This is a genomic window from Thiosulfatimonas sediminis, assembly GCF_011398355.1.
GTDB classification, from domain to species: domain Bacteria; phylum Pseudomonadota; class Gammaproteobacteria; order Thiomicrospirales; family Thiomicrospiraceae; genus Thiomicrorhabdus; species Thiomicrorhabdus sediminis_A.
In genome coordinates, this window is the sequence record NZ_AP021889.1 from 1,847,665 (window position 1) to 1,860,901 (window position 13,237).

General features: G+C 42.4%; 18 protein-coding genes. 1 reads left to right on the forward strand and 17 read right to left on the reverse strand.

What is annotated here, in order from left to right; all coding sequences use genetic code 11:
- Positions 1-370: 370 nt before the first annotated feature.
- From HRR27_RS08635 to HRR27_RS08645, 3 genes are all read right to left on the reverse strand, one after another.
- Positions 371-1,054, reverse strand: a complete 684-nt coding sequence (locus HRR27_RS08635) for a hypothetical protein (protein WP_173272833.1) — start codon at positions 1,052-1,054, stop codon at positions 371-373.
- A gap of 243 nt (positions 1,055-1,297) precedes the next feature.
- A complete protein-coding gene (locus tag HRR27_RS08640; protein ID WP_173272835.1) occupies positions 1,298-1,537 on the reverse strand; it encodes a hypothetical protein in 240 nt (79 codons plus the stop codon).
- Between the two features lie 204 nt (positions 1,538-1,741).
- Positions 1,742-2,206, reverse strand: coding sequence for a hypothetical protein (locus HRR27_RS08645; protein ID WP_173272837.1), 465 nt, complete (start codon positions 2,204-2,206; stop codon positions 1,742-1,744).
- A 386-nt stretch (positions 2,207-2,592) separates the two neighbouring features.
- On the opposite strand from HRR27_RS08645, the gene HRR27_RS12930 reads away from it, so the two are divergent.
- Positions 2,593-2,721 (forward strand): hypothetical protein, encoded by a 129-nt coding sequence (locus HRR27_RS12930; protein WP_279585862.1) that lies wholly within the window; start codon positions 2,593-2,595, stop codon positions 2,719-2,721.
- Positions 2,722-3,099: 378 nt separating this feature from the next.
- Here the strand turns inward: HRR27_RS12930 and HRR27_RS08650 are convergent, their stop codons facing one another.
- From HRR27_RS08650 to trfA, 14 genes are all read right to left on the reverse strand, one after another.
- Complete coding sequence (locus HRR27_RS08650; protein WP_173272839.1) at positions 3,100-3,624, reverse strand: DUF3577 domain-containing protein; 525 nt, start codon at positions 3,622-3,624, stop codon at positions 3,100-3,102.
- A 206-nt stretch (positions 3,625-3,830) separates the two neighbouring features.
- Positions 3,831-5,954: a type I DNA topoisomerase gene (gene topA / locus HRR27_RS08655; protein WP_173272841.1), complete on the reverse strand. Its 2,124-nt coding sequence runs from the start codon at positions 5,952-5,954 to the stop codon at positions 3,831-3,833.
- Complete coding sequence (locus HRR27_RS08660; RefSeq protein WP_173272843.1) at positions 5,954-6,136, reverse strand: hypothetical protein; 183 nt, start codon at positions 6,134-6,136, stop codon at positions 5,954-5,956. The genes topA and HRR27_RS08660 overlap by 1 nt, the downstream gene beginning before the upstream one ends.
- Positions 6,137-6,138: 2 nt before the next feature.
- The gene (locus tag HRR27_RS08665; RefSeq protein WP_173272845.1) at positions 6,139-6,555 is read right to left on the reverse strand and encodes a single-stranded DNA-binding protein; all 417 of its coding nucleotides are present in this window, start codon (positions 6,553-6,555) and stop codon (positions 6,139-6,141) included.
- Positions 6,556-6,699: 144 nt separating this feature from the next.
- Positions 6,700-7,188 (reverse strand): hypothetical protein, encoded by a 489-nt coding sequence (locus tag HRR27_RS08670; protein WP_173272847.1) that lies wholly within the window; start codon positions 7,186-7,188, stop codon positions 6,700-6,702.
- 444 nt (positions 7,189-7,632) lie between these two features.
- A complete protein-coding gene (locus HRR27_RS08675) occupies positions 7,633-7,884 on the reverse strand; it encodes a hypothetical protein (protein WP_173272849.1) in 252 nt (83 codons plus the stop codon).
- A gap of 64 nt (positions 7,885-7,948) precedes the next feature.
- Positions 7,949-8,905 carry a DNA-binding protein gene (locus HRR27_RS08680; protein ID WP_173272851.1) on the reverse strand — a complete coding sequence of 319 codons (957 nt, stop codon included), beginning with the start codon at positions 8,903-8,905 and terminating at the stop codon, positions 7,949-7,951.
- A 196-nt stretch (positions 8,906-9,101) separates the two neighbouring features.
- The gene (locus HRR27_RS08685; RefSeq protein ID WP_173272853.1) at positions 9,102-9,668 is read right to left on the reverse strand and encodes a P-loop NTPase family protein; all 567 of its coding nucleotides are present in this window, start codon (positions 9,666-9,668) and stop codon (positions 9,102-9,104) included.
- A complete protein-coding gene (locus tag HRR27_RS08690; protein ID WP_173272855.1) occupies positions 9,661-10,398 on the reverse strand; it encodes a PFL_4669 family integrating conjugative element protein in 738 nt (245 codons plus the stop codon). Before HRR27_RS08690 ends, HRR27_RS08685 begins: the two co-directional genes overlap by 8 nt.
- Positions 10,399-10,666: 268 nt before the next feature.
- Positions 10,667-10,921 carry a hypothetical protein gene (locus tag HRR27_RS08695; protein WP_173272857.1) on the reverse strand — a complete coding sequence of 85 codons (255 nt, stop codon included), beginning with the start codon at positions 10,919-10,921 and terminating at the stop codon, positions 10,667-10,669.
- A gap of 18 nt (positions 10,922-10,939) precedes the next feature.
- Positions 10,940-11,131 (reverse strand): hypothetical protein, encoded by a 192-nt coding sequence (locus tag HRR27_RS08700; protein WP_173272859.1) that lies wholly within the window; start codon positions 11,129-11,131, stop codon positions 10,940-10,942.
- A gap of 1 nt (position 11,132) precedes the next feature.
- A complete protein-coding gene (locus tag HRR27_RS08705) occupies positions 11,133-11,369 on the reverse strand; it encodes a hypothetical protein (RefSeq protein WP_173272861.1) in 237 nt (78 codons plus the stop codon).
- Complete coding sequence (locus HRR27_RS08710) at positions 11,366-12,370, reverse strand: hypothetical protein (protein WP_173272863.1); 1,005 nt, start codon at positions 12,368-12,370, stop codon at positions 11,366-11,368. Before HRR27_RS08710 ends, HRR27_RS08705 begins: the two co-directional genes overlap by 4 nt.
- A complete protein-coding gene (gene trfA, locus HRR27_RS08715) occupies positions 12,367-13,236 on the reverse strand; it encodes a plasmid replication initiator TrfA (RefSeq protein WP_173272865.1) in 870 nt (289 codons plus the stop codon). The genes HRR27_RS08710 and trfA overlap by 4 nt, the downstream gene beginning before the upstream one ends.
- Position 13,237 lies beyond the last annotated feature (1 nt).

Genomic DNA, 13,237 nt, shown 5'->3' on the forward strand with positions numbered 1-13,237 from the left:
TAAGCGAACTTAGCAAGGGTTGCTGATCAAACGATCAAACAATTCTCTATACCGGCTCATGGAACCGTCATACAGAATGGTTTGATAAGAAAGAAGGGCAACCGGTAAACCGGTCGCCACTTACTTTTTATTTAAAGGATCGCATTCTCAAAAGAAAATATGTATCCCCCGAATCAAAAATAGCTTCCGCCTCACGCTGGGATAGAATTTTTGATGCAATCAAGAGTTCCAAATTTTGACCTCGACAGTCAAAAATATAATCGGAAGAACCCCGCTTGCTACCACCCCACCGAATTCCATCAATTTGGAATTTGTTAATACGAGTATTTATCGTTCTCGATGAAAGATCTGTCATTATGCGAACCATAACTCAACCCTCCACCTTAGATTGACAAAGACACTCACCAGACATAAACGCAATCCAAGCAGCTGCCTTTGGCAACGATTCAAACTGCGCGTGAAGCTTGCCATCCGCTTCAACACCGACACTCATTTCACCACCAAGATATTCAACAATTTTGAATTTTGGCAAGCTAAAGTTCGGATGTGAATAAGCCACTTCACCAGTAGCCACATCAACAATACGAACGACCTGAGAATCAAGCAAAGAGCCACCGCCATATTCACCATCTGGCACAAGCAATGGTATCTTCATCAAACCGGTTGAACGACCAACTCGACCAATAACATCAAACTCTTCAAGCCATGCTCGACCTGAATCAGTGTCACCATAAAACACACGAATAACGCGCTCATCTTTACGGCACTTTTCCAAGGCCTTTTTAACTTTAGTCTTGGTGTCTGGATCATACCAAGTTTGCTTAAAGCCACCTTTCGCACGAAGAACGTCCAGGGCGTTTTCATATTGAGCATACTGGCACAGTTTTCCAATTTCGGACTCTTTAGGGAGTTCCAAATTGAGTAAACTCGACATAGCTTTTAATTTCTTAAAAAGCACATCAAAGCCCAAGCATGAATAACCGCCACCGGCTGAAATAACAAAAAGACGTTGCGATTGGTTAAGGGTAATTGAATCATCAATAGACGAAATCATAGATAAATCTCCAAATAAGAGATACACCGCTGCCCTTCGGGGCATTGGTGTACCCCGAAGGTTAAAAATAGATCACTGCAAATGCAGTTGTGGCCAAACGATCCGTGGCGGCCACTAAGGGCACTTACCGAAGTAAGCAAGGGTTGCTGATCAAACGATCAAACAATTCTCTATACCGGCTCCTGGAACCGTCATACAGAATGGTTTGATAAAACAACCAGCGCTTTATGCGCTGGTCGAAAATTAGCCATGCGTCACAACCCACCCCTGCGGATCGTAGCCAACAATTTCTAATGCCTCTGCTTCAAGCCAGGCTTGAAGCGAAACACCATCGTTAAGCCTTATTTCTCGCTGAAGAGGAATAACGCTGGATTCTTGCTGATAACTAACTTCAACAAGATCACCATTAAATACGGCTTCAACAAGATAACCAAACAACTCAAACATCACGACAAAACCGCGATCAACAGCTTGAACAAACATAAATATCTCCTAATAAAAAATTAGGGATATTTCCACCCACAAGGGATAGAAAAATCCCTCGTGGGTAATAAAGATAAAATGGTTATAAATCGAAAATAGCGATCCAAACCAAAGAAAAAACACCGATTAAACCTAGCGTAGCCGCACTGCGAACAACCCAACTAATAATCAATTCAAAAAATAAGCCGGTCATAAACCACTCACCTAAGCAGAAATTAATCTTGCGCCAATGGATTTTTTCACCTCAGCAACCGTTTTAGGCTCCCAGTGAAAATCCAACTCAATAATCGGATGCTCACGCAACTCCGAAATCGGAATATACCCAAATTCAGAATTTTGCGGATCACCAAGGTTAGAAAAACCGAATGCCTGACATTGATCCTTAGCAATAGTTAATTGTTCTTCGCCAGGGTTTTCAACATCCTTTTCAGTAATATACCAGTCACACCCACCTCCAAAATAATGAAGGTAAATGATCGCTTGATCACCTAAGCCATCTTGACCATAAATCCCAGGCATAGAATCAACAATATCATTCAATTCACGCACCTTATCTTTGAAAAATTGACCTTCATCACGACCAATCACTTCCAGTAAAAAAGAAGCCTGGCCTTTAGGCAAGAAAGAACAAAAAAGGTTAGAATTTGTAAAAAAATCAGTAAAAGACATGGAACATCTCCTTAAAACAAAAAAGGGATATTCCTAACCCTGCGGGAGGAATATCCCGCAGGGAAAAATAAAAACTGTTACAACTTAGTTAACTCAGCCGGGGCATTGGTGTACCCCGAAGGTTAAAATTGGATCACTGCAAATGCAGTTGTGGCCAAACGATCCGTGGCGGCCACTAAGGGCGCTTACCGAAGTAAGCAAGGGTTGCTGATCAAACGATCAAACAATTCTCTATACCGGCTCATGGAACCGTCATAAAGAATGGTTTGAAACAAGATGAGTGAAAGCAAGCTGCTTTTTTCATAACGAAAAACGTCACGAAAAAAGCAGCTCATACAGTAATAAGCCTAATCCCAAAATTTCTAGCTCACTATCGAATAGACAACATGGCACTTCACAGCACTAAGGGGCGCTGTCTGCAACCGGCGACGCGCAAACCGGTGCTGATAGATGCCGATAAACCCGATAAACAGGCTCATAAGCATCGACCAGCACCGGAAAAAAGTATGAAATGATGTTATGGGATGCCAGCTTGGTGAAAGGGCAAGCTGGCGACAGAGAAGGATTCCGACCTTCTGAAAAACCAAGAGAAAACATTTGGTATGGTTTAAGGATCGACCGGCAAGCCGGTTATCTGCAAAGTGATCCGCAGCGCAGATTAAGGGTACTTACTGAAGTAAGCAAAGGTTCTGGTTAGACTGAACCAGCACAGGGAAATCGTTGTTTGATGCAAATTTTACACGAACTAACCCCACATCAAAACAGGAAAAAACATAAAGCGAACGATAAAAAAACAGATAAAGACACATTTCAATACAGAAAAATATTGAAATATCCCCTTCAAATCAAAGAAAAATAGAGAAAAGCGGCGGTAAGAATTACCGCCACAAAGATCAAAGCTTCCATTCAAAATCTGAAATCTGCTCATAACCCACATTCGCAAGCCAGGCTTCGCGTGTTTTCAACTCAGGATCTTGTGGATCAAGAGTAACAGTTGGGTTTTGTTTTTTGAAATAGTCTGTTTTAGAAAGCTTCTCAGCTTCAAAAACGAGATCACCATTGACTTTCATCATATCAATGGTCAAAAGACGACCTTTGATAGAAGCATACGTTTTATTGTTATGCTCAAAAGCTTCTGGGAAAATATCCCCAACTTTAGCAGTAACCAAAACTTTTTGCTGATCAGAAATTGATTCTTGCCATTGCTGAAGCAAGCTTAACGCATCACTTCCGCGAACAATACAATCAACATAAGTATATTCCACATCATCAGAAGATCCTCGCAAAAAAGCCAAGGTAACAGACGTGAAAGGATTACCTTTTTTTGGCTTTACTTCACGCATACGATTAACGTAAGCAAGACCAGTTAGGTGAAGATTGAAGAAATTAGCTTGGTTGTTATTAGCTGTAGTAGTCATAAGAATATCTCCTAAGATATAAAAAAATAAAAAAGGGATATATCTCGACCCCAAGGGATAGAAATATATCCCAAGGGGCACTGACTTTTAAAAAGATCCATCGACATCGGAGCGTCGATTGCAGCAAATGGATCGATGGGCTGCTAAGGGTGCTTACCTAAGTAAGCAAGGGATCGCTCAAAAAGAACGAAAAAAACAGTTATATTTTAAGCGGTTTTACGTTTCTTTGAAACCGTTTTACGCTTACTTTTTCCACCTTTTTTCATGTACTTGCCAATAAAATCACTGCAAACAGACATACTTTGCAAGCAATCCGGTGGAAGCTGAACACCATTCTGCTCAGCAAGCTTAATCGCCAACTCCTTCTGTTTATCCGAGGGCTGGCGCAACTTTAAAACTTCAGGACGGTATTTATCAATAAACGCCGACAATTTCACCATGCTCTTGCGAATTTCTGGCGCAATCTCAATATTCAATTCAGTCGCCAACAACTCCGCATACTTCAGCTGATTATCCGTCGGGGGAAAGGACGCTTTATAAGCATCCGCATTTGCCGATAGAAATTCAGACACAGCCCTGCCGCTCGATAGATCAACCTGATCGACCGATAACCCCAAGGCATTAGCCATCTTATTAACCGCTGCAATCTGCTTATCACTCGGCTTATAATCACGCTGATCGGGCGGTAAAAAGAAATCTTCAGCCCCGCCTTCAAATTCCAATTTATCGCGCACATCGGCAAAGACTTGTCTAAACACTCGATCGATACACGCCTTGTAACTCAGCTCACCATTTGAAACCAGATCCATTTGATCTTCAGATTCCGCAGTAAATTCATACTCCATAAACCCAAAACCAGACAATGAATCACGCAACTCAAGGCCAACTTGTGTGGGAGCTAAAGACTTTGACTTAGTAACCCCGATATAACCCCTTGTCCGGATATTCGTCATTATCGAAGCCCAGGTAGCAGGGCGACCAATCCCCAGCTTCTCCAACTCACCCAGAATCGATGCCTCAGTGTAAAGCGCCGGTGCCTTGGTTTGCTTATCCAATACACGGCTTTCAACAACATCAAAAAACACATCCTGTTCATCATCAATAACCGGCAAAATGCGATCATCAGACTTGCCGGTTACAACCATAAACCCAGGATCAACGACCACCGAACCTGACGCAGTGTACTCAAACTTACGACACATCGACACCAAAGTCACCTTGGTATCATTTAGCTTGGCCGGTGCCAACTGAGAAGCAAGTGCTTGCTTATAAATCAACTCATAAAGTTTTGATGCAGAATCAGAAACCCCGGAAACTGATTCAACCGTAAAGTCGGTTGGACGAATCGCCTCATGCGCCTCTTGCGCATTTGCCACTTTGGACTTAAAAGCATTAGGTTTATCCGGAAGCGGATAACATTTCGACAACGCAAACTGCCTCAGCATATCGATCGACTCTGGTGCCAACTCAACAGAATCCGTTCGGTGATAAGTTATGTAAGCCGCTTCATACAGCTCTTGAGCTGCTTTCATTGCCTCAGCCATCGGAATACCAATTTTGGTAGCCGCCATCTGCATAGCCGACGTTGTAAACGGAGCAGATGGATTTCGAGTGCGATTCTTGCGCTCAACCTGAACCACCTCAACCCGATCAACACCAGCTGCTTGCTGCGCCAACTCCCGATCAAAATTGTATTTTGCGCCATCCTTCAACACTGAGCCATAATTCCACTCAACTTTAAAATCACCCAAATCCAATTCTGCGCCATAGTATGATTCTGGCTCAAAAGCCTGGTTGTCACGCCAACGATCGACAATCAACCGCAACATCACTGACTGAACCCGACCGGCAGATAACCTTTTTTGCATACGGCGCGACAAAACTGGCGACACCATATACCCGACCAATCGATCTAACGCTCGTCGAGACTCCTGCGCACGAACCAAGTCCAAATCAATCGAACCCGGATTAGAGACCGCTTTAGTAATCGCCTCTTTAGTAATCGCATTAAACTTAACTCGCAAGGCTTCTCGAACAGGAATCTTTAACATGGTTGCAAGGTGCCAAGCAATTGCCTCACCTTCACGATCCAAATCCGTTGCCAAATACACCTTATCCGCATTAGCCGCCAACTTCTTCAGATTGGAATAAGTCTTCTTACCCTTATCGGTCAAAACATATTTAAGCTTCCAGCTTTCATACTCAATCCCCATCGCATCACCGGGCAAATCACGAATATGGCCAAGTGACGCGGCAACCGTCCACCCTGAACCTAAATAGGACTGAATTTTTTTCACTTTTCCAGGCGATTCAACAATAAACAAATTCATCAAATCAACCCTCGCTTCTCTAATTCAGCACCAATTATTGAATCAACATCCAGACAACCATAAGGAACAGGGACTTCAACAATCTGAAAGCTGACGGTTTGATACTCATCTAAATCTAACAACTCTTTTAATTCAAAAGAACCATCATCAAACAATACCACTTCAGCAAAATAATCACCCATGATTAAGCCTCGTAATTGCCTTGCCCTTGCTGACCAAACCCATTCTGATCATCGCGTTTACGCATAACCACATGATCAATGCGATTCATCTTGATCAACACATCACCAGCCTGACAATTCACCGCCAAACCCAAACCAACGGTTCCATCATCTTTTTGAAATAAAGAAGGGCGCAAAGCACCTGACACCTGAATACGCATCCCTTTCTGCAACACATTTAATGGTGCTAAAGAATCCCCTTTACCCCAAACGGTTACGTTATACCAATTCTGTGTACCCTCACGAACTTGAACACCTTCATCTGTCTGCTTGTACTCTTCACATACCAGACTAATTTCAGCCAAGCTTCGATCACCTTGCTGTTTAAAAACCAAATCTTGCCCGATATTTCCAGTCAACTTAACTTCTTGATTTGCCATTGATAATCCTCCTATTAATGGAGACTCAATTAAATCAAACCAAAGAAATACAGACCTTAAAACCAAGTGCACAAATCCAACACTCAAAACAGCAAAAATCAAATAAGAACAATTCTCACAAACTGTTACCACTGGTAACAGTTGTCAAGAATAATTCTCATTAAGTAGTCTAGGTAATTTTCGCCAACTCTCAAATTCCTCAATGAACAGCTCAACCCGCTTCATTTCGTGATAAGAATAATTAAGTGCGTAATTCAAATAACATCGCTTAAAATCCATTTCGACCACATCACGAATTAACTCATCACTAACGCCTTCAGCCTGACGAAGTATCGAAATCACATCTTCCGATAACAATGAAATTGCTCGCGCTGCATTTGCAAATCCAAAACACTTCGCAGCTGACAACTTCCACTTCAAAGACCTGGCAGCACTGTCACTCGAACGGTGCAAATAAATCGGCTTCAACTCACCTTTCATATTCGCTTTGGACTCATCAAGCAACTCATCCACCTTCTGACTCGCCAATTCATAACGTGCATTCATCATTGCAAAATACTGTTTCGCCTCACGAATCGAACCAAAATTCAAATACAACTCATCACGCCAAGCATTCAATTCACTACTATTCACCCAATCCCCCCAAACAAGAACAATTCGCACTAACTGTAACCACTGGTTACAGTTATCAAGAACAATTCTCAATAACAAATTTTCATTACACAAAAACCAAAAAACCGGAATTGGCTCCCCAAAAGCCAATTCCGGTTTTCAAATCTCAACACCAAATGGTAAGGGGAACGGTGTACCGGCTCCCCTTACCCTTAAGGGCTATATAGGAACCCCCCAACACAAACCACTGAGCCAATTTCAAATTCCCGAACCCGCAAAATCAACTGAACCAAATTCATGAAATTCATCTTACCCAAATCACTGACTCAACCATGAAATCCCAAGTGTTAAATTCCTGTCCACGACTTGAAATTACCCATGCCCCGGCTGTCTATATCTTTTCTGGCTTCATTGATGACAGCTTTTTTTCGCTAATCAAGGAGGGTACAGGTAATGTTAACTCGCTCATTTTTTCTCACCCGCTTTAGACTGAGCTATATCTAAATCCTTGGCTTCAGCTCTGGAAATCACGCTATCTTCCATAGCTGATTTGTACACTGCCATATAACCCGCATCACTAGCGTATTGTTCAGCCCATTTTTTGTATTTTTCCGCTTCGTACTTATCCACACCGGCGGTAAAGTAACTGTAAGCCAAAAAGGCCATTAAAAAAATAAATGAAAAACCAAAAACGTAAAGTTGTTTTAAACTGGACATAATAAATTCACCTCATCCTTTTATTGCATTGTAAAAATTGACTTTAACCAATTTACTTTAAAAATCATTTATTAGACTTCATCCTATCTAATTCAGACTGAATATGACCTAATTCCAAGTGACAACTTTCCAGCTTTGAATTTAGCGATTTGTTATCTGCTTGTGCCCCACCCAACTTCTGATTCAGCTCATTAATCTCACAAACCTGCTGAGCCACTTGTTTCTCAAGCTCGGCTTTACGCTCCGCGATTGAATCAGCTTTAGATTCAGCCTTAGCCAAATCTGCTACAAATCTTTTAATCTCATCCTGCAAGTCTGCAACAGCCTTTTTATATTCCTTGGCAAGAGCTTTCAACTCTGCATCATGCTCTTCATCACGACTAACTAAACGCTGCTCCAATTTCTGAATTTCAGCTTTAGCCTCAGCTTTATCAGCAAGACTTTGATCCCTTTCAGATTTTAACGACTGCTCCAACCCAACTACAGATTTTTCAAAACGCTTACACTCAGCCTCAAGCTCTCTAACCTTTAATTTCTCTTCGGATAACTGAGATTCCATACTGCTTATATTCTGTTCCAAGCCTGAAACCACCTCATCCATCCGCTCCTTTTCTTCTTCAGCAACCTGGCGGATAGACTCGGACTCTTTAAGCTGCACTTCAACTACTTCAAAAGCCTCTGAGATCTCAGCTATCATCGCTTCAAATTCTGCCTTATCAGATTCCCACGCCTGAACCGCATCATTCAATGATTTATTAGCCAGATCTTGCGCCTGCTGCCAAACACCAGCCATCAACTGCAAACCAAGCGCCTTAATCTCTTCCGGCATATCAGCGGCTAACGTAACAGGCTTAGCCATCAAGCCTTTCTTCCAATCTCGCACAACAATAGAAGCATCATTCATTGATACGCGCGCCTCGCGCCGTACAGCATCAACGGTCGGCAACTTATCATGGCCGCCCTGCTCATAAAGTGCATTTGCTGCTTCAATAATTCGATCTTTAATCTCTGTACTAACCATAACAAACTCCAAAACCGTTTAATAATAGTAATATTATTATTCTTATTACTACCAAAGTCAACCAAAAACCCACGACCCTAATGATGGCCATAACAAATTTGGCCAAGGCACCGGCATCGATAAGGATCAATAAATTACGGGCAAAAAAAAGCCGCGACAAGCGCGGCAAAAGTCGAGACTTACGACTGTATGAAAATTATGATGCTAAATATCCTGACGATTTAAACGAAATCCAGTTTTCGTAGTTATGGCTTTTATCTTTTTTAAGCTCGGCCATATAAACCACTCGACGCTTCATGCGACCAAACTCTAATCCAGACACATTGTTCTTATAGGACTCGATACAGATAAAATTATCTTCGCTCAATCCTTCAGTAATAACGTCTTTTAGCACCCACGGATCCTGGATAAAGATAACCGCCACATTGCCATTGGAACGACCATTATCAAATGCATCACTACCCAGCCATTCAGCAACAGAACTAATTTGTCGTTCCGCTTCATCAATAAAGATGATTTGCGAAGGCAATATCTTGGTTGGCAGATTATCCTTAGACAAATCGACATACAGACTACGTTGCAATCTAAAATTCAGCTCTTTAGCTAGAACAGTTTTTCCAACACCAGTTTGACCGACTACAAACACCACATTTAAAGCAGCTCCATTGACCAATGCTTTGCGCATTGTTCTTTGCACAAGTTCATGCTGTTCACGGCTAAACAACTCCGGCGTTGCCGGTTGCTTAAAAAAAGATTCAGTCATTCGTCACCTTCTTTTTTCCAAACCCTGCTATTTTGAGTTTCTTGGTTGGAAATAACTCAGGTGTATATTTGTTGTTTGCAATATCTTCCGGAAGTTCGCCCATTTGCTCCACAGCCTCCAAATAAGCTTCAGATCGATCGCGAACATCATTAAGCGTTACTTCAAGCGGTTTAAATCCACCTATCTCATTCAGCACTCGATTGATTGATCCCCGGCAATCACGAATCCCTTTATCAAAATCTTTCGGTGAAATTAAGGCCATGTGGCGCAGGGTAATTAACCTTGCAGTAATCTCATCAAGCATGACCAAGCAATAAACAATCTTGTAGGTGTATGGCGTCGCAAAATTCAATTCAACCTTAACCGGTTTAACACTGAGCGACTTGGCGATATTTAAGCGACCTGCAACAATGTCATGCTGCTCATTGATTTCTTTCAAATACGCGGCCAAGTCATTCTCAGTTTCCTTAAGCTTAGTTTCGACTTTTTGGATCCACCACTTAGCAAAAGGATTACCCGCCAGGCAGCTACCCCAAATAACACGCAATAATTTAGCGTAAACCGACATTCCGGGGATGTGGTGCACGCCACTTGCTTTATCTTCCTTTCGTCCCATAAAGATTTTTAACGCTTCTTTGGTATGCAACTTTAACGAAGCATCCGACTTAATCGCGCCAGGCTCGTTAAAATCTTCAGAACTCAACAACTCTTCTTTTTTCTCTTCACTCATAAAAATACTCTTTCATTACTTCATACTGGCCAACTTCATTAAAGCCAAGGAAACAAAAAACGTATCGCCTAGTACCAAAGACAATATGACCGATTTCCAAACCGGTTCCCCGACATTATTGATACAGCCAACAACCCAGCTACCCAGCTACCCAGCTACCGCCGGTACAATGAAACTAAAGTTACTACTGTTTGACACAAGCTACCCAAAAGGTTCAATTTGTGACAAGGTTACACGATTTAAGACAATCAAAACCTCAATTCAAGTGCTAACTTTTTGCACTTGTTTTTGCTTTACTTCGAGCGTCGAAAAATTCTTGGCCAAGAATGGCTTTTACAACGTATTCAATTTCAGTCATTGCAACGCCGTGACGCTTAGCAGCCGATCTCTTTGCTTTCGCCAAGGTGGTGCCTAATTCAACAATCATGTGCAACGCCATGTAGAAGGCGTGTTTCTTCTTTTTGTCCTGGATCTTCATCGAATTTAATTCTTTTTTCCAAGTTGCTTTGCGTACATCAGACATTCTCAACCCCCTTTGCGCTTAATGCTTTTTATTAGGAACAAACTGCAATACAAGATTGCTATCATCACGGTTCATAAATACTAAGCTGCCTTTCCCGCTCAAAAATCGACTTTCCACCGAAAACGGAATCCCATCAGGGAAAACTTGATCCAATTTATCAAGCCCTTTTCTCAAATTAGCCAACTGCTTTTCTTTGCGTTCATTACTCAAATCAAACCTCCGTACTACCAACCCAAACATCGCCTAAGTATGCATCCGCGCCATTTTCAGTAACCTGTTTTAACATTTCACTCCATCGCCAAAGCAATTCATCTGACCATCCTTCAACCGGGCTTTCGACCACCACAACCAGCCGACCATCAAGATCAGTTACTTTCAGTTTTTCATGTTTAACCGGTGTCAAAATATCTTTTTCGCCTGGTCTTACATCCGTTACAAATTTAATCATGCGAAACCACCAAACAAGCGGGGTTCGGGGCGCAGCGCCCGTTTAGGCCGTAGGCCGTCGCCTTGCAATGGATGCCAAAAGTAACGTGTCGCGTCGCACTGAAAAAAAGCCAAAACCGCGCCCAACCGCGCCCTAACTAGCAATTTAAAATCTAAACACAGGTGGTTAGCGGCGTTAGCCGCGTTTGAATAAGGATTGCCTGAGCGTAGCGAACTTGGTAGCAGCTCTGCTGCACCTTTCCAACGCAGGCCGTCAGGCCGAGTAAGGCCAGCCTTTGGCTGGGGCGGAACGACCGTAGGGAGTGGAGGGTAGGCGCTCATTTTTGCCGCGCAAGCGGCACCTATCTGCTCAAGCCGGTAGGCTGAGCAAGGCCGAACCTTGTTCGGGGCGAAGAGAGCTTTGCGAACGGAGGGCTGGCGCTCGCGTGCGTGTATACGCGCGCGCCCACGCGCCCACGCGCGGGGATTAAAATAGATTAAATAAAGATTAGCGGGTTGTGGATAAGTGCCTTCAAGCCATGCAGGGTAAGGGTTTGTGCATTTGCCCTTGGGGTTCGATTCACGATACCTTGGGGTTCGATTCACGATAGTCTTGGGGTTCGATTCACGATACCTTGGGGTTCGATTCACGATAGTCTTGGGGTTCGATTCACGACACAAAAAATATATTTTTTCGCGAACATAAGCGATTAAATATTTTTGATTAGATTTGTTACGATCAAGATCATGCGTACCTCGATTCACGATAGTCTTCGGGTTCGATTCACGATAGTTACAATATTGTAAAAAACATTTTTCAGTACCGAAAATTAGGCTCGATTCACGATACCTTGGGGCTCGATTCACAATAGTCTTGGGGTTCGATTCACGACACAAAAAATATATTTTTTCGCGAACATAAGCGATTAAATATTTTTGATTAGATTTGTTACGATCAAGATCATGCGTACCTCGATTCACGATACCTTGAAGTTCGAGTAACGTTACTTTTACGAGTTTCATGACTCCACCTTTTTTAGGTGCTTCTTTTGACTTTTAGTAGGGTACTTAAACGCTTGTATCAGATCTCCGTTTACTTCATAACGCTTTAATTGCCCTACTTCAATTAATTCATCATGTGCTTTTTTTATAGCCTTTTTAAAATCATATAAAGATTTTGTTTGGCTCCCGCAAAGCCTATGAATGCTCTCTATTTTCATTGGGTATGGCTTAGCATGACTGCTATACAATCCGTGTAGCCAAAGCGACAAAGGCTTATCTCTAAGCTTTTGACGCTGATCAAAGTCTAGCTTCGACCATCCGCTATCAAATAAGCAGATCAAACCACCATTGAATTTAAAACGGTACTCATCCGTTTTTTCGTCTAGTTCACCGCTAATTCCGCACAGCTGGCCAAAGTAGGTTTTCTCACCTTTAATCGTGATTTCAACATCCGCTGATCGCAGTCGCGCAAGTCCTTTTTTGAGACTATCGTAGTCTCTCTTAGACGTCCCTTTTCCCAGTTGTTTGAGTATTTCATAGGCAGAAAAAAGCGCTTCATTCCCCAACGGATTAGCCCTTGAAAGATGCAATAACGCTTCCCACAGATTTAAATCTGCTTGCGTCAATTGGATGCCGGTGTAACGAATTTCGTAGCCTTCCAGCGTTGCAATTAACTCTCGTTCACAAAAACGCCTATTTCGCCCCTGAGTGGCGCTAAAAAGCGCCCCTCTGAGTACGGCATTAGGTGCACCCCAACTCATTTCTTCCCAACCAGGTAAGCACATTTGTTTTGGTTGTTTTTGTTCTGGCTTAACAGGTTTTGAATGATTTGAAGTCGGGATTTTCTCCCTCATTTCATCCAATTTTTGCTGAAGATTAGCATTCATA